Origin of the sequence: Streptomyces sp. DSM 110735, from assembly GCF_016482685.1 — a bacterium.
Lineage (GTDB): Bacteria > Actinomycetota > Actinomycetes > Streptomycetales > Streptomycetaceae > Streptomyces.
This window is the reverse complement of record NZ_JACYHF010000012.1, coordinates 146,351-163,649: the sequence shown is the minus strand read 5'-3', so window position 1 is coordinate 163,649 and position 17,299 is coordinate 146,351. Positions and strand designations below refer to the sequence as shown.

12 protein-coding genes are annotated in these 17,299 nt (G+C 67.1%); all 12 read left to right on the top strand.

Annotation, left to right across the window (positions count from 1 at the left end):
- The first annotated feature begins 78 nt into the window (after positions 1–78).
- The 12 genes from IF655_RS19945 (at position 79) to IF655_RS31230 (ending at position 17,293) form a co-directional block, all read left to right on the top strand.
- Positions 79–981, top strand: a complete 903-nt coding sequence (locus IF655_RS19945) for a hypothetical protein (RefSeq protein ID WP_199586253.1) — start codon at positions 79–81, stop codon at positions 979–981.
- Between the two features lie 334 nt (positions 982–1,315).
- Positions 1,316–1,846 carry a 50S ribosomal protein L10 gene (gene rplJ, locus IF655_RS19940; protein ID WP_199586251.1) on the top strand — a complete coding sequence of 177 codons (531 nt, stop codon included), beginning with the start codon at positions 1,316–1,318 and terminating at the stop codon, positions 1,844–1,846.
- Positions 1,847–1,963: 117 nt separating this feature from the next.
- Positions 1,964–2,347, top strand: coding sequence for a 50S ribosomal protein L7/L12 (gene rplL, locus IF655_RS19935; RefSeq protein WP_018543900.1), 384 nt, complete (start codon positions 1,964–1,966; stop codon positions 2,345–2,347).
- A gap of 571 nt (positions 2,348–2,918) precedes the next feature.
- On the top strand, positions 2,919–6,404 hold the full coding sequence (rpoB, locus tag IF655_RS19930) for a DNA-directed RNA polymerase subunit beta (protein ID WP_199586249.1): 3,486 nt from the start codon (positions 2,919–2,921) through the stop codon (positions 6,402–6,404).
- A 111-nt stretch (positions 6,405–6,515) separates the two neighbouring features.
- Positions 6,516–10,415: a DNA-directed RNA polymerase subunit beta' gene (locus IF655_RS19925; protein ID WP_199586247.1), complete on the top strand. Its 3,900-nt coding sequence runs from the start codon at positions 6,516–6,518 to the stop codon at positions 10,413–10,415.
- A gap of 184 nt (positions 10,416–10,599) precedes the next feature.
- Positions 10,600–11,100 carry a DUF1707 and DUF4190 domain-containing protein gene (locus IF655_RS19920; RefSeq protein ID WP_199586245.1) on the top strand — a complete coding sequence of 167 codons (501 nt, stop codon included), beginning with the start codon at positions 10,600–10,602 and terminating at the stop codon, positions 11,098–11,100.
- Positions 11,101–11,427: 327 nt separating this feature from the next.
- Positions 11,428–11,799 carry a 30S ribosomal protein S12 gene (gene rpsL, locus IF655_RS19915; RefSeq protein WP_003948652.1) on the top strand — a complete coding sequence of 124 codons (372 nt, stop codon included), beginning with the start codon at positions 11,428–11,430 and terminating at the stop codon, positions 11,797–11,799.
- 2 nt (positions 11,800–11,801) lie between these two features.
- Positions 11,802–12,272, top strand: a complete 471-nt coding sequence (rpsG, locus tag IF655_RS19910; RefSeq protein ID WP_003992340.1) for a 30S ribosomal protein S7 — start codon at positions 11,802–11,804, stop codon at positions 12,270–12,272.
- A 39-nt stretch (positions 12,273–12,311) separates the two neighbouring features.
- The gene (fusA, locus tag IF655_RS19905) at positions 12,312–14,438 is read left to right on the top strand and encodes an elongation factor G (protein ID WP_199586243.1); all 2,127 of its coding nucleotides are present in this window, start codon (positions 12,312–12,314) and stop codon (positions 14,436–14,438) included.
- A gap of 142 nt (positions 14,439–14,580) precedes the next feature.
- Positions 14,581–15,774: an elongation factor Tu gene (gene tuf, locus IF655_RS19900; protein ID WP_018543905.1), complete on the top strand. Its 1,194-nt coding sequence runs from the start codon at positions 14,581–14,583 to the stop codon at positions 15,772–15,774.
- Between the two features lie 189 nt (positions 15,775–15,963).
- On the top strand, positions 15,964–16,347 hold the full coding sequence (locus IF655_RS19895; protein WP_242488836.1) for a hypothetical protein: 384 nt from the start codon (positions 15,964–15,966) through the stop codon (positions 16,345–16,347).
- Between the two features lie 16 nt (positions 16,348–16,363).
- Positions 16,364–17,293, top strand: a complete 930-nt coding sequence (locus tag IF655_RS31230) for a hypothetical protein (RefSeq protein WP_242488825.1) — start codon at positions 16,364–16,366, stop codon at positions 17,291–17,293.
- The last annotated feature ends 6 nt before the right edge of the window (positions 17,294–17,299 follow it).

Below are 17,299 nucleotides of genomic sequence, written 5' to 3'. Positions count from 1 at the left end.
TCCTTTTTTCTGTGCGCGCGCTGTCGGTGCTCCACGCTACGGTGCGAACACGACAACACACCAAGGGGTGGGGAACACATGCAGAGCACGACCGTCCGCCGTACGGCCCTCGCGGCCGCCGTCGCCGCCGCGCTGTCCGGGGTGGCCGCCTGCGGCGCCCAGGACGACGGGAAGGGCGGCAAGGCGTCCCACGACGTCGTGCCGGTGAGCCCGATCGCCGCGCTGCGCGCCGCCGACAAGTCGACCGACCGGGCGGAGTCCGCCAAGGTGCGCTCCACCATGAGCCTCGGCAAGCTCATGGACACCTCCGCCGACGGCGTCCTCGCCTGGGGCGACGGGATGCGCGGTGAGATGACTATCACCTACACCGGCGGCGACATGGCCGAGCTGATGCGCAAGGCGGGCTCCGCCTCCTCCGAGGCCCGCTATCTGCCGGACGCCTTCTACTCCCGGATGAGCGACGCCTTCGCCCGGCAGAACAGCGGCAAGCACTGGGTCAGGTACGGCTACGCGGACCTCGCCAAGCTGGGCGGGCGGGGCTCGACCGCCTACCTCCAGGACCAGGTCCGGCACAGCTCCCCGAACCAGTCGGTGAAGCTGCTGCTCGCCTCCGGCGACGTGAAGAAGGTCGGCGAGGAGAAGGTGGACGGCACCGCCACGACGCACTACGCGGGCACCGTGGACATCGCCGCCCTGGCCCGCAAGAACAGCGGTCTGACCGCCTCGCAGCTCTCCGACCTCAAGAGCGAGCTGACGCAGGCGGGTGTCACCACCGAGACCATCGACGTCTGGCTGGACGGCAAGAACCTGCTGGTCAAGAAGGTCGAGCGAGCCAAGACGGCGAACGGCACGATGGTCAGCACCGCCCACTACAGCGACTACGGCGTGAAGGTCACGGCCGAGGCGCCCGCGGCGGGCGACACCAAGGACTTCAAGGACCTGATGAAGGCCACGACCGCAGGCAGCGGCGTCACGTCCTGACCGTCCCGTCCTGACCGTCCTGCCCTGAAACGCGCAGGTCCCGGGGTCCGGAGGGCACCGATTTGCTCGACGGTGCCCCGGTCCCGTACTCTCTCGGAGAAGCCAAAGACCGCTGGTCGTTGCCGTGCGCTGTAATGAGCGCTCGGTGGCCGAAGGACCTACTGAAAAGTGGGCGACCCGCGCAGGTGATTGTGGAAGAACTCCCGGAGCAGACGCGCTCACGCGTGTGCGGCCGGTCGAGTCCGCCCCGAGCGCCTGCGCCGGGGCGTTTCGTTTTGCAAGTCCTCCTTCGGGTCCGCGCGGTCAGAATCACCCGGAAGGAGGCCGAGGCTCTATGGCGACGCCCGACAAGGCTGCCGCGGTTGCCGAGCTGACGGACAAGTTCCGCAGCTCCAACGCCGCCGTGCTGACCGAGTACCGCGGTCTCACCGTGGCGCAGCTCAAGACGCTGCGCCGGTCGCTCGGTGAGAACGCCCAGTACGCCGTGGTGAAGAACACGCTGACCAAGATTGCGGCCAACGAGGCCGGGATCACGCTGGACGACCAGCTCTTCGCTGGTCCGACGGCCGTCGCCTTCGTCACCGGTGACCCGGTGGAGTCGGCGAAGGGTCTGCGTGACTTCGCCAAGGACAACCCGAATCTCGTCATCAAGGGCGGTGTCCTTGACGGCAAGGCGATGACCGCCGACGAGATCAAGAAGCTTGCGGACCTCGAGTCCCGCGAGGTTCTGCTCAGCAAGCTGGCCGGTGCCTTCAAGGGCAAGCAGTCTCAGGCTGCTCAGCTCTTCCAGGCGCTGCCGTCGAAGCTCGTCCGCACCGTGGACGCCCTTCGCGCCAAGCAGGCCGAGCAGGGCGGTGCCGAGTAATTCGGCTCGCTTTCTGATCCTGGCCGCCTGACGCGGCGAGGGTCGCAGCGGGCCCTAAGTACGCCCGCCTCACCCAGTACATCCGGCACCTGCCGAATTAGTGGAAGGACCGCCATCATGGCGAAGCTCACCCAGGACGAGCTGCTGGCCCAGTTCGAGGAGATGACCCTCATCGAGCTCTCCGAGTTCGTGAAGGCCTTCGAGGACAAGTTCGACGTCACCGCCGCCGCTGCCGTCGCCGTCGCCGGCCCGGCCGCCGCCGGTGCCCCGGCCGAGGCTGCCGAGGAGCAGGACGAGTTCGACGTCGTCCTCACCGGCGCCGGCGAGAAGAAGATCCAGGTCATCAAGGTCGTGCGTGAGCTGACCTCCCTGGGTCTGAAGGAGGCCAAGGACCTCGTCGACGGCACCCCGAAGCCGGTCCTCGAGAAGGTCAACAAGGAGGCCGCTGAGAAGGCCGCCGAGGCCCTCAAGGGCGCCGGTGCCTCCGTCGAGGTCAAGTAAGACCTCACGGGGTTCAGCGAACCTCACCGCGCGCTGATTGCGGCCCGAGAGGGTCTGTAACGCGAACGCACCGAAGAGCGATCATCCATCCGGGTGGTCGCTCTTCGGCGTGTCCGGAGGGGGACCACGGTTGCCTTGCACTCGTGGTGGCGAGGGGTATGGTGATCATCGTCGTGTCTCCGGACGGCTCCGTTCCGGCTGGGGGGCCTTGACGAACCGCACGCAGCGCGCAATTCTCAGGACGCGTCGTCACAACGATCCGAATCCGAGGCATGGATCGACGGCGAAGAGGGCAGTATCACCGTGCGTTGAGGGCAACATGCCGAGGGCGTCGAAGACGAGGGCGTTGAGAAAGACGAAGGGTCTGCGAAACCCGGACTGGACATCAGTGTGCCAAGTGGCTACACTGACCCTTTGCGCTGCCTGTTAGCTGTCCCCTGCCCGTCACCAGGGGTCTGCCCTCACCCGAGCACCGACGGCCGAACTTCCCTGACCTGGGGTTTTCCGTCTCGCCGCTGGGAGAGGGGCCGGTACGCGCGTAGTGAGTCCGAGCCCTCGGAAGGACCCCCTCTTGGCCGCCTCGCGCACTGCCTCGACCGCGAATACGAACAACGGCGCCAGCACCGCCCCGCTGCGCATCTCCTTTGCAAAGATCAAGGAGCCCCTCGAGGTTCCGAACCTTCTCGCGCTCCAGACCGAGAGCTTCGACTGGCTGCTCGGCAACGACGCCTGGAAGGCTCGCGTCGAGAAGGCTCTCGAGAACGGTCAGGACGTCCCCACCAAGTCCGGTCTGGAGGAGATCTTCGAGGAGATCTCCCCGATCGAGGACTTCTCCGGGTCGATGTCGCTGACGTTCCGCGACCACCGCTTCGAGCCGCCGAAGAACTCCATCGACGAGTGCAAGGACCGCGACTTCACGTACGCCGCTCCGCTCTTCGTCACCGCTGAGTTCACCAACAACGAGACCGGCGAGATCAAGTCCCAGACGGTCTTCATGGGCGACTTCCCGCTCATGACGAACAAGGGCACCTTCGTCATCAACGGCACCGAGCGTGTCGTGGTGTCGCAGCTCGTGCGTTCTCCCGGTGTCTACTTCGACTCCTCCATCGACAAGACGTCCGACAAGGACATCTACTCCGCCAAGATCATCCCGTCCCGGGGTGCCTGGCTGGAGATGGAGATCGACAAGCGCGACATGGTCGGTGTCCGCATCGACCGCAAGCGCAAGCAGTCGGTCACCGTCCTGCTCAAGGCGCTCGGCTGGACCACCGAGCAGATCCTCGAGGAGTTCGGCGAGTACGAGTCGATGCGCGCCACCCTGGAGAAGGACCACACCCAGGGCCAGGACGACGCGCTGCTCGACATCTACCGCAAGCTGCGTCCGGGCGAGCCGCCCACGCGCGAGGCCGCGCAGACGCTGCTCGAGAACCTGTACTTCAACCCCAAGCGCTACGACCTGGCCAAGGTCGGCCGCTACAAGGTCAACAAGAAGCTGGGCGCGGACGCTCCGCTGGACGCGGGCATCCTGACCGTCGAGGACATCATCTCGACGATCAAGTACCTGGTGAAGCTGCACGCCGGTGAGACCGAGACGGTCGGCGACAGCGGCCAGTCGATCGTCGTCGAGACCGACGACATCGACCACTTCGGCAACCGTCGTCTGCGCAGCGTCGGCGAGCTCATCCAGAACCAGGTCCGCACGGGTCTGGCTCGTATGGAGCGCGTCGTGCGCGAGCGCATGACCACCCAGGACGTCGAGGCGATCACGCCGCAGACCCTGATCAACATCCGGCCGGTCGTCGCCTCCATCAAGGAGTTCTTCGGCACCAGCCAGCTCTCGCAGTTCATGGACCAGAACAACCCGCTGTCGGGTCTCACCCACAAGCGCCGTCTGTCGGCTCTTGGTCCGGGTGGTCTCTCCCGTGAGCGGGCCGGCTTCGAGGTCCGTGACGTGCACCCCTCGCACTACGGCCGCATGTGCCCGATCGAGACGCCCGAAGGCCCGAACATCGGTCTGATCGGCTCGCTCGCCTCCTACGGCCGGGTCAACGCGTTCGGTTTCGTCGAGACGCCGTACCGCAAGGTCGTCGACGGTCAGGTCACCGACGAGGTGGACTACCTGACGGCCGACGAAGAGGACCGATTCGTCATCGCGCAGGCCAACGCCACGCTCAATGACGACATGCGGTTCGAGGAGTCCCGCGTCCTGGTCCGCCGTCGTGGCGGCGAGGTCGACTACGTCCCCGGTGACGAGGTCGACTACATGGACGTCTCCCCGCGCCAGATGGTGTCGGTCGCGACCGCCATGATCCCGTTCCTCGAGCACGACGACGCCAACCGTGCCCTCATGGGCGCGAACATGATGCGCCAGGCCGTGCCGCTCATCAAGAGCGAGGCCCCGCTCGTCGGCACCGGCATGGAGTACCGCTCCGCCGTCGACGCCGGTGACGTGGTCAAGGCCGAGAAGGCGGGTGTGGTCCAGGAGGTCTCCGCGGACTACGTCACGACCGCCAACGACGACGGCACGTACATCACGTACCGCCTGCACAAGTTCTCGCGCTCCAACCAGGGCACGTCGGTCAACCAGAAGGTCATCGTCAACGAGGGCGACCGGATCATCGAGGGCCAGGTCCTGGCCGACGGTCCGGCCACCGAGAACGGCGAGATGGCCCTGGGCAAGAACCTGCTCGTGGCGTTCATGCCGTGGGAGGGTCACAACTACGAGGACGCGATCATCCTGTCGCAGCGCCTCGTGCAGGACGACGTCCTCTCCTCGATCCACATCGAGGAGCACGAGGTCGACGCCCGTGACACCAAGCTCGGCCCCGAGGAGATCACCCGGGACATCCCGAACGTCTCCGAGGAGGTCCTGGCGGACCTGGACGAGCGCGGCATCATCCGCATCGGCGCCGAGGTCACCGCGGGCGACATCCTCGTCGGCAAGGTCACGCCCAAGGGTGAGACCGAGCTGACCCCGGAGGAGCGTCTGCTCCGCGCGATCTTCGGTGAGAAGGCGCGCGAGGTCCGCGACACCTCCCTGAAGGTGCCGCACGGCGAGACCGGCAAGATCATCGGTGTCCGCGTCTTCGACCGCGAGGAGGGCGACGAGCTGCCCCCGGGCGTCAACCAGCTCGTCCGCGTCTACGTCGCGCAGAAGCGCAAGATCACCGACGGTGACAAGCTCGCCGGCCGCCACGGCAACAAGGGTGTCATCTCCAAGATCAACCCGATCGAGGACATGCCCTTCCTGGAGGACGGCACCCCGGTCGACATCATCCTCAACCCGCTGGGTGTCCCGTCCCGAATGAACCCGGGACAGGTCCTGGAGATCCACCTCGGCTGGCTCGCCAGCCGCGGCTGGGACGTCTCCGGTCTCGCGGAGGAGTGGGCCCAGCGTCTGCAGGCCATCGGCGCCGACCAGGTCGACCCCGGCACCAACGTCGCGACCCCGGTCTTCGACGGTGCCCGCGAGGACGAGCTGGCGGGTCTGCTGCAGCACACCATCCCGAACCGGGACGGCGAGCGCATGGTGCTCCCGACCGGCAAGGCGCGGCTGTTCGACGGTCGCAGCGGTGAGCCGTTCCCGGACCCGATCTCGGTCGGCTACATGTACATCCTCAAGCTGCACCACCTGGTCGACGACAAGCTGCACGCGCGCTCGACCGGTCCGTACTCGATGATCACCCAGCAGCCGCTGGGTGGTAAGGCTCAGTTCGGTGGCCAGCGCTTCGGTGAGATGGAGGTGTGGGCGCTCGAGGCTTACGGCGCCGCCTACGCCCTCCAGGAACTGCTGACCATCAAGTCCGACGACGTCACCGGCCGCGTGAAGGTCTACGAGGCCATCGTCAAGGGCGAGAACATCCCCGAGCCCGGCATCCCCGAGTCCTTCAAGGTGCTCATCAAGGAGATGCAGTCCCTGTGCCTCAACGTGGAGGTGCTGTCCTCGGACGGCATGTCCATCGAGATGCGCGACACCGACGAGGACGTCTTCCGCGCTGCGGAGGAGCTCGGTATCGACCTGTCCCGGCGCGAGCCGAGCAGCGTCGAAGAGGTCTGACGGGAGTCCGGTACGGGGGCTCGGTCCCGCAAGGAACCAAGCCCCCTTACCGGCCCCAGGACCCCCGTTTCAGACCCCATGACTCACAACCCTGAGAGGGATTGACGCATAGTGCTCGACGTCAACTTCTTCGACGAGCTCCGGATCGGTCTGGCCACCGCTGACGACATCCGTCAGTGGAGCCACGGCGAGGTCAAGAAGCCGGAGACCATCAACTACCGCACGCTCAAGCCCGAAAAGGACGGACTCTTCTGCGAGAAGATCTTCGGTCCGACCCGGGACTGGGAGTGCTACTGCGGCAAGTACAAGCGCGTCCGCTTCAAGGGCATCATCTGTGAGCGCTGTGGCGTCGAGGTCACCCGCGCCAAGGTGCGCCGTGAGCGGATGGGCCACATCGAGCTGGCCGCTCCCGTCACCCACATCTGGTACTTCAAGGGCGTTCCGTCGCGCCTTGGCTACCTGCTCGACCTCGCCCCGAAGGACCTTGAGAAGGTCATCTACTTCGCCGCGTACATGATCACGTACGTCGACGAGGAGCGCCGTCAGCGCGACCTGCCCTCGCTGGAGGCGCACGTCTCCGTCGAGCGTCAGCAGATCGAGAACCGCCGCGACTCCGACCTGGAGGCCCGCGCCAAGAAGCTCGAGACCGACCTGGCCGAGCTCGAGGCCGAGGGTGCCAAGGCCGACGTGCGCCGCAAGGTGCGCGAGGGTGCCGAGCGCGAGATGAAGCAGCTCCGCGACCGCGCGCAGCGCGAGATCGACCGCCTCGACGAGGTGTGGAACCGCTTCAAGAACCTCAAGGTCCAGGACCTCGAGGGCGACGAGCTGCTCTACCGCGAGCTGCGTGACCGCTTCGGCACGTACTTCGACGGCTCGATGGGTGCCGCGGCGCTGCAGAAGCGCCTGGAGTCCTTCGACCTCGAGGAGGAGGCCGAGCGCCTCCGCGAGATCATCCGCACCGGCAAGGGCCAGAAGAAGACCCGTGCGCTCAAGCGCCTCAAGGTCGTCTCCGCGTTCCTGCAGACCAGCAACAGCCCCAAGGGCATGGTGCTCGACTGCGTGCCGGTCATCCCGCCGGACCTGCGTCCGATGGTGCAGCTCGACGGTGGCCGCTTCGCGACCTCCGACCTGAACGACCTGTACCGCCGTGTGATCAACCGCAACAACCGTCTGAAGCGCCTGCTCGACCTGGGTGCTCCGGAGATCATCGTCAACAACGAGAAGCGCATGCTTCAGGAGGCTGTTGACGCCCTCTTCGACAACGGTCGTCGTGGTCGCCCGGTCACCGGTCCCGGCAACCGCCCGCTGAAGTCCCTCAGCGACATGCTGAAGGGCAAGCAGGGTCGTTTCCGTCAGAACCTGCTCGGCAAGCGAGTCGACTACTCGGCGCGTTCCGTCATCGTCGTCGGCCCGCAGCTCAAGCTGCACCAGTGCGGTCTGCCCAAGGCCATGGCGCTGGAGCTCTTCAAGCCGTTCGTGATGAAGCGCCTGGTCGACCTGAACCACGCGCAGAACATCAAGAGCGCCAAGCGCATGGTGGAGCGCGGCCGCACGGTCGTGTACGACGTCCTCGAAGAGGTCATCGCCGAGCACCCGGTTCTGCTGAACCGTGCTCCCACCCTGCACCGCCTCGGCATCCAGGCTTTCGAGCCGCAGCTCGTCGAGGGCAAGGCCATCCAGATCCACCCGCTCGTCTGCACCGCGTTCAACGCGGACTTCGACGGTGACCAGATGGCCGTGCACCTTCCGCTGTCCGCGGAGGCGCAGGCCGAGGCCCGCATCCTGATGCTGTCCTCGAACAACATCCTCAAGCCCGCCGACGGCCGTCCGGTGACGATGCCGACCCAGGACATGGTCCTCGGTCTGTTCTTCCTCACCACCGACGGCGAACTGCGTGACACCAAGGGCGAGGGCCGCGCGTTCGGCTCCACGGCCGAGGCGATCATGGCGTTCGACGCCGGCGAGCTGGCCCTGCAGTCGCCGATCGACATCCGCTTCCCGGTGGGCACCATCCCGCCGCGTGGCTGGACGCCGCCGGCGCGCGAGGAGGGCGAGCCGGAGTGGCAGCAGGGGGACTCGTTCCGTCTGCGCACCACCCTGGGTCGCGCGCTCTTCAACGAGCTGCTGCCCGAGGACTACCCGTTCGTCGACTACTCGGTGGGCAAGAAGCAGCTCTCCGAGATCGTCAACGACCTGGCCGAGCGCTACCCCAAGGTCATCGTGGCGGCGACGCTCGACAACCTGAAGGCGGCGGGCTTCTTCTGGGCGACCCGTTCCGGTGTCACCGTGGCCATCTCCGACGTCGTCGTTCCCGAGGCGAAGAAGGAGATCGTCAAGGGCTACGAGGCGCAGGACGAGAAGGTCCAGAAGCAGTACGAGCGCGGTCTCATCACCAAGGAAGAGCGCACTCAGGAGCTCATCAACATCTGGACCAAGGCGACCAACGAGGTCGCCGAGGCGATGAACGAGAACTTCCCCAAGACGAACCCCATCTTCATGATGGTTGACTCGGGTGCCCGAGGAAACATGATGCAGATGCGGCAGATCGCCGGTATGCGTGGTCTGGTGTCGAACGCCAAGAACGAGACCATCCCGCGTCCGATCAAGGCGTCCTTCCGTGAGGGCCTGTCCGTGCTGGAGTACTTCATCTCCACGCACGGTGCCCGTAAGGGTCTGGCGGACACCGCCCTGCGTACCGCCGACTCGGGTTACCTGACCCGTCGTCTGGTGGACGTCTCGCAGGACGTCATCATCCGCGAGGAGGACTGCGGCACCGAGCGTGGTCTCAAGCTCCGTATCGCGGACCGCGGCGCGGACGGTGTGCTGCGCAAGGCCGACAACGTCGAGACCAGCGTGTACGCCCGTGCGCTGGCCGAGGACATCGTCGTCGACGGTGTGGTGCTGGCCCCGGCCAACACCGACCTGGGCGACGTCCTCATCGACGAGCTGGTCAAGCACGGCGTCGAGGAGGTCAAGACCCGCTCGGTCCTGACCTGCGAGTCCGCCGTCGGCACCTGCGCGATGTGCTACGGCCGTTCGCTGGCCACCGGCAAGCTGGTCGACATCGGTGAGGCGGTCGGCATCATCGCCGCCCAGTCCATCGGTGAGCCCGGTACCCAGCTCACGATGCGTACCTTCCACACCGGTGGTGTGGCCGGTGACGACATCACCCAGGGTCTGCCCCGTGTCGTCGAGCTCTTCGAGGCCCGTACCCCGAAGGGTGTCGCCCCGATCTCCGAGGCCAGCGGCCGCGTGCGGATCGAGGAGACCGAGAAGACCAAGAAGCTGGTCGTCACCCCGGACGACGGCAGCGACGAGACGGCGTTCCCGATCTCCAAGCGCGCCAAGGTCCTGGTCCGCGAGGGCGAGCACGTCGAGGTGGGCCAGCAGCTCACCGTGGGTGCCACCAACCCGCACGACGTGCTGCGCATCCTGGGTCAGCGTGCCGTCCAGGTCCACCTGGTCGGCGAGGTCCAGAAGGTGTACAACTCGCAGGGCGTGTCGATCCACGACAAGCACATCGAGATCATCATCCGGCAGATGCTCCGCCGCGTGACGATCATCGAGTCCGGCGACGCCGAGCTGCTGCCCGGCGAGCTGGTCGAGCGCTCGAAGTTCGAGCACGAGAACCGTCGTGTGGTCCAGGAGGGCGGTCACCCGGCTTCCGGTCGTCCGCAGCTCATGGGTATCACCAAGGCGTCGCTGGCGACGGAGTCGTGGCTGTCCGCGGCGTCCTTCCAGGAGACGACCAGGGTCCTGACGGACGCGGCGATCAACGCCAAGTCCGACTCCCTGATCGGCCTCAAGGAGAACGTCATCATCGGTAAGCTCATCCCGGCCGGTACGGGTCTGTCCCGCTACCGCAACATCCGGGTCGAGCCGACCGAGGAGGCCAAGGCCGCGATGTACTCGGCCGTCGGCTACGACGACATCGACTACTCGCCGTTCGGCGCCGGTTCCGGTCAGGCCGTGCCGCTGGAGGACTACGACTACGGTCCGTACAACCAGTAAGCGAGCAGTTCCGAAGGGCGGCACCCTCCACGGGGGGTGCCGCCCTTCGGCGTTGTCCGGCTGACGCCGTCTGCGGGCATTTCCGCCCGGGACGGGGCGATCGGGCGCATCATGGAGGGACTCCGCCGGGGGTTTCGGGAGGTGCTCCGTGTCGTATCCGTCGTGGTGGCAGGGGAACGGCCGCGTGCCCGGACCGGTCCCTGGCAGTGGTCCGGCGTTCCTGCTGGCCTCGCACGCCGACCGGGAGCGCACCGTGGACGTGCTGCGCGCCGGGTACGGCGAGGGACGGCTGGACAAGGGGGAGTTCGACCGGCGCGTGGAGCGCGCCTACGCGGCCCGTACGGTGGGCGAACTGGCGCTGGTGGTGGCGGACCTGCCCCATGGCCCCGCACCGCAGCAGACGGCCCTCGGGCCCGTCCCGCCGCCCTTTCTGCCGCCCCCGCGGCCGGCGACCAACGGCAAGGCGGTCGGAGCCGCCGTCTGCGGGCTGCTGTGCCTGCTGACCGCCGGGCTCACCGGCATCCCGGCGATCGTGCTCGGCCACACCGCGCGCGGCGAGATCCGGCGCACCGGCGAGGACGGCGACGGGCTCGCGCTGATCGGGCTGGTCATGGGCTGGCTGTCGGCGGCCGGCTGGAGCGTGTTCTGGCTGCTGCTCATCGTGGCGGCCGCCGCCGGAACCTGAACCGCGCCAGTGTCCACGGGTGTCCGGCATGTGAAATCCCCGGGCACTCGCGGCCGGGGGACTTGACATGCTCCGTCGGTCACGTGCGGGTGCACCGCATTTGTTTTGACCGAAGTCCGTGCGGTAGGTACGCTCATACCTTGTGCCTGGGGTGTGCCCTGGCTCCCGTGCGTGCCTTCGACCGCGCGGCGAGCCGTCACCGGCCATCGCAATCCGCGCCCTTCCTCCCTTGCGGTGGAAGTCTGGCGGGTTCGACACACCCGACCGCGTGGGTCGGCGTAGTTCCAGGTTAGCTTCACCATTCGGCACACAGAAACCGGAGAAGTAGTGCCTACGATCCAGCAGCTGGTCCGTAAGGGCCGGCAGGACAAGGTCGAGAAGAACAAGACGCCCGCACTCGAGGGTTCCCCTCAGCGTCGCGGCGTCTGCACGCGTGTGTTCACGACCACCCCGAAGAAGCCGAACTCGGCCCTGCGTAAGGTCGCGCGTGTGCGTCTGACCAGCGGCATCGAGGTCACGGCCTACATTCCGGGTGAGGGACACAACCTGCAGGAGCACTCCATCGTGCTCGTGCGCGGCGGCCGTGTGAAGGACCTGCCGGGTGTTCGCTACAAGATCATCCGCGGCTCGCTCGACACCCAGGGTGTCAAGAACCGCAAGCAGGCCCGCAGCCGCTACGGCGCCAAGAAGGAGAAGTAAGAATGCCTCGTAAGGGCCCCGCCCCGAAGCGCCCGGTCATCATCGACCCGGTCTACGGTTCTCCTCTGGTGACCTCCCTCATCAACAAGGTGCTGCTGAACGGCAAGCGCTCCACCGCCGAGCGCATCGTCTACGGCGCCATGGAGGGTCTGCGTGAGAAGACGGGCAACGACCCGATCATCACGCTGAAGCGCGCGCTGGAGAACATCAAGCCGACCCTCGAGGTCAAGTCCCGCCGCGTCGGCGGTGCGACGTACCAGGTGCCGATCGAGGTCAAGCCCGGTCGCGCCAACACGCTCGCGCTGCGCTGGCTCGTCGGTTACTCCCGCGCCCGTCGCGAGAAGACGATGACCGAGCGTCTGCTCAACGAGCTTCTCGACGCTTCGAACGGCCTCGGTGCGGCCGTCAAGAAGCGCGAGGACACGCACAAGATGGCCGAGTCCAACAAGGCCTTCGCGCACTACCGCTGGTAGTCGCTACCCACATCGAGACCGAGAGAAGACTGAAGCCTTATGGCTACCACTTCACTTGACCTGGCCAAGGTCCGCAACATCGGGATCATGGCCCACATCGACGCGGGCAAGACGACCACCACCGAGCGGATCCTGTTCTACACCGGCGTGTCGTACAAGATCGGTGAGGTCCACGACGGCGCCGCCACGATGGACTGGATGGAGCAGGAGCAGGAGCGTGGCATCACGATCACGTCTGCTGCCACCACCTGCCACTGGCCCCTCGAGGGCAGTGACTACACCATCAACATCATCGACACCCCGGGTCACGTCGACTTCACCGTCGAGGTGGAGCGTTCGCTCCGCGTGCTCGACGGCGCCGTGACGGTGTTCGACGGTGTCGCCGGTGTGGAGCCGCAGTCCGAGACGGTGTGGCGTCAGGCCGACCGTTACGGCGTGCCGCGCATCTGCTTCGTGAACAAGCTGGACCGTACCGGCGCCGAGTTCCACCGCTGCGTGGACATGATCTCGGACCGCCTGGGCGCTCAGCCGCTGGTCATGCAGCTCCCGATCGGTGCCGAGGCCGACTTCAAGGGCGTCGTGGACCTGGTCCGCATGAAGGCGCTCGTGTGGTCCGCCGAGGCGGCCAAGGGCGAGATGTACGACGTCGTCGACATCCCGGACACCCACACCGAGGCTGCCGAGGAATGGCGCGGCAAGCTCGTCGAGGCTGTCGCGGAGAACGACGAAGAGATCATGGAGCTGTACCTGGAGGGCCAGGAGCCCACCGAGGAGCAGCTCTACGCCGCGATCCGTCGTATCACCATCGCGTCCGGCAAGTCCGACGGCACCACCGTCACCCCGGTGTTCTGCGGTACCGCGTTCAAGAACAAGGGCGTCCAGCCCCTGCTCGACGCGGTCGTGCGCTACCTGCCGACCCCGCTCGACGTCGAGGCCATCGAGGGCCACGACGTCAAGGACCCCGAGGTCGTCGTCAAGCGCAAGCCGTCCGAGGACGAGCCGCTGTCCGCGCTCGCGTTCAAGATCATGAGCGACCCGCACCTGGGCAAGCTCACCTTCGTCCGGGTCTACTCGGGCCGCCTGGAGTCCGGCACCTCGGTGCTGAACTCCGTCAAGGGCAAGAAGGAGCGCATCGGCAAGATCTACCGCATGCACGCGAACAAGCGTGAGGAGATCGACTCGGTGGGCGCCGGTGACATCGTCGCCGTCATGGGCCTGAAGCAGACCACCACCGGTGAGACGCTGTCCGACGACAAGAACCCGGTCATCCTGGAGTCCATGGACTTCCCGGCGCCGGTGATCCAGGTCGCCATCGAGCCCAAGTCCAAGGGTGACCAGGAGAAGCTGGGTGTCGCCATCCAGCGTCTCGCGGAGGAGGACCCCTCCTTCCAGGTTCACTCGGACGAGGAGACCGGCCAGACCATCATCGGTGGTATGGGCGAGCTGCACCTCGAGGTGCTGGTCGACCGTATGCGCCGTGAGTTCAAGGTCGAGGCCAACGTCGGCAAGCCGCAGGTCGCCTACCGCGAGACGATCCGCAAGGCTGTCGAGCGTCACGACTACACCCACAAGAAGCAGACCGGTGGTACCGGTCAGTTCGCCAAGGTGCAGATCGCGATCGAGCCGCTCGAGGGTGGCGACACCTCGTACGAGTTCGTGAACAAGGTCACCGGTGGCCGTATCCCGAAGGAGTACATCCCTTCGGTGGACGCCGGTGCGCAGGAGGCCATGCAGTTCGGCATCCTGGCCGGCTACGAGATGACGGGCGTCCGCGTCATTCTTCTCGACGGTGGCTACCACGAGGTCGACTCCTCCGAGCTCGCCTTCAAGATCGCCGGTTCGCAGGCCTTCAAGGAGGCCGCGCGCAAGGCTTCGCCCGTGCTCCTTGAGCCGATGATGGCCGTCGAGGTCACCACGCCCGAGGACTACATGGGTGAGGTCATCGGCGACATCAACTCCCGCCGTGGCCAGATCCAGGCCATGGAGGAGCGGGCCGGTGCCCGCGTCGTGAAGGGCCTCGTGCCCCTCTCGGAGATGTTCGGCTACGTCGGAGACCTCCGCAGCAAGACCTCGGGTCGCGCAAGCTACTCGATGCAGTTCGACTCCTACGCCGAGGTTCCGCGGAACGTCGCCGAGGAGATCATCGCGAAGGCCAAGGGCGAGTAACGCACCCCGTTTACACGCTTTAGGCTTGACACCGACCGCCGGGGTCGGACCACTCGGAAACACCCCGGCGGGCGGCATCCCAGCAAAGATCACCTGGCGCCGATGAGTAAGGCGTACCAGAACCACTCCACAGGAGGACCCAGTGGCGAAGGCGAAGTTCGAGCGGACTAAGCCGCACGTCAACATCGGCACCATCGGTCACATCGACCACGGTAAGACGACCCTCACGGCCGCCATTACCAAGGTGCTGCACGACGCGTACCCGGACCTGAACGAGGCCACCGCGTTCGACAACATCGACAAGGCGCCCGAAGAGCGTCAGCGCGGTATCACCATCTCCATCGCGCACGTCGAGTACCAGACCGATGCGCGTCACTACGCCCACGTCGACTGCCCGGGTCACGCGGACTACATCAAGAACATGATCACCGGTGCCGCGCAGATGGACGGCGCGATCCTCGTGGTCGCCGCCACCGACGGCCCGATGCCGCAGACCAAGGAGCACGTGCTCCTGGCCCGCCAGGTCGGCGTTCCGTACATCGTCGTCGCCCTGAACAAGGCCGACATGGTGGACGACGAGGAGATCCTGGAGCTCGTCGAGCTCGAGGTCCGTGAGCTCCTCTCCGAGTACGAGTTCCCGGGCGACGACGTTCCGGTCGTCAAGGTCTCCGCGCTCAAGGCCCTCGAGGGTGACCCCGAGTGGACCCAGTCGGTTCTCGAGCTGATGAAGGCCGTCGACGAGGCCATCCCGCAGCCCGAGCGTGACGTCGACAAGCCGTTCCTGATGCCGATCGAGGACGTCTTCACGATCACCGGTCGTGGCACCGTCGTCACCGGTCGTATCGAGCGTGGTGTCCTCAAGGTCAACGAGACCGTCGACATCATCGGCATCAAGCCGGAGAAGACCACCACCACGGTCACCGGCATCGAGATGTTCCGCAAGCTGCTCGACGAGGGCCAGGCCGGTGAGAACGTCGGTCTGCTGCTCCGCGGCATCAAGCGCGAGGACGTCGAGCGCGGCCAGGTCATCATCAAGCCCGGTTCGGTCACCCCGCACACCGAGTTCGAGGCCCAGGCCTACATCCTGTCCAAGGACGAGGGTGGCCGCCACACGCCGTTCTTCAACAACTACCGTCCGCAGTTCTACTTCCGTACGACGGACGTGACCGGCGTGGTGACCCTCCCCGAGGGCACCGAGATGGTCATGCCGGGTGACAACACCGAGATGAAGGTGGAGCTCATCCAGCCCGTCGCCATGGAAGAGGGCCTGAAGTTCGCCATCCGTGAGGGTGGCCGCACGGTAGGCGCCGGCCAGGTCACCAAGATCACGAAGTAAGTTCCCTTGCTTCGAGGTCACTGACTGACCTTCGAGAGGCCCGTACGACTCCGGTCGTACGGGCCTCTTTGTCGTATCTACGGCTTTGTCGTATCTACGGCGGCGTCAACCCGGGTCTCCGTAACCCACCGTGACGAAGACCGGCGTCCTTCGGTTGGGGGTGGTGGACGGCTGATCGGAGGGTGGACGGTGGACGGACCCGGTGTTTCTCTCGTACCCGGTGGTGGTTCCCCAGGTGGGGGAGGGCTGCTGGCTTCCTCGCCCGCGCGGCAGCGGGCGGCGGCGCGGGCGCTCCAGGACTGCCTGGAGCCGGACACCCGGGCGGCCGGGGGACGGGCGGACGACGAGACCTCTGCCGCCGTGAAGGCGTTCGGCGCCCGGGACGGCGACGGCTGGCTGACCTCGGCTGCCCTGCGCACCGCGCACGCCGCCTGGGGCGCGCAGGTGCGGAACCTGCTGGACCGGCTGGGCGCCGAGAAGGACGCGCTGGGCGGCACGATCACCGTCCTGACGGCAGCGGACCTGGACGTCGGCGCGCGGGTACGGCACGTGTCGGCGCTGGACCGGTACTGAGCGGGGGCGGGACGGGATGCCGACGTACCACGAGATCATGACCGCCGACCTCGCCGCGCTCACCGGCGCCGCCGAGCGGTGGGACGGCATGGCGGGGGAGTTCGCGCGGCAGGAGAAGGCGTACCGGCGGCAGGTGTACGGCATCACCCTCGCGCCCGCCTGGTCCGGCATGAGCGCGGAGGCGGCGCACGGGCGCTTCGGCGTCACCCTGGGGGAGTTCCGGTCGGCGCAGACGGAGGCGAAGGCGATCGCGTCACTGCTGCGGGACGCGCACGCCCAGTTCACGGAGCTGCGGGGGCGGTTGAGCGGGGTGCGGCGGGAGGCGGCGGCTGCGGGGCTGCGGGTGTCGGACCAGGGGGTGGTGACGGGGGACGGCGCCGAGTCGTCCGTGGTGCGGGCGTGGCAGGAGCGCGTCGATCACGCCGTACGGGCGGTGTCGGACGCGGACGAGGGGGTGCGGATCGCGCTGACCTCGGCGGTGGACGGTGGCGGGTCGGGCCGGGGCTTCAACGGTTCGGCTCTGGGGGACGTCGAGAAGTACGAGGCGCTGGCGGCGGAGGGGGCGCTGGAGCGGCTGAGCCGGGGCGGGCGGCTGTCCGCGCGCGAACTCGCCGAGCTGCGGCGGGAGTTCCGCGACAACGCCGGCGACGAGGTCTTCTCCCGCATGATCCTGGACGACCTCGGTCCGGCGGGCACGGTCCGCCTCACGAACGAGCTGAACGACCTCCTCCACGGTCCCCGCGGTGTCCCCGGACTCGGTTCGGTGTACGGCGAGTTGGAGTCCGGGCTCGCGAACAGCCTGGCCACGGCTACGCGGGACACGGAGTCCGCCTGGTACCGGCACTGGCGCGCCGGTATGCGCCGGGCGGGCGTCCGCGCTGGGCCACCGACGCGCAGGGCGAGCGCCTGGACAAGGCTCTCGGCTACCAGTCCCTGGTCACCCTGATGCGCG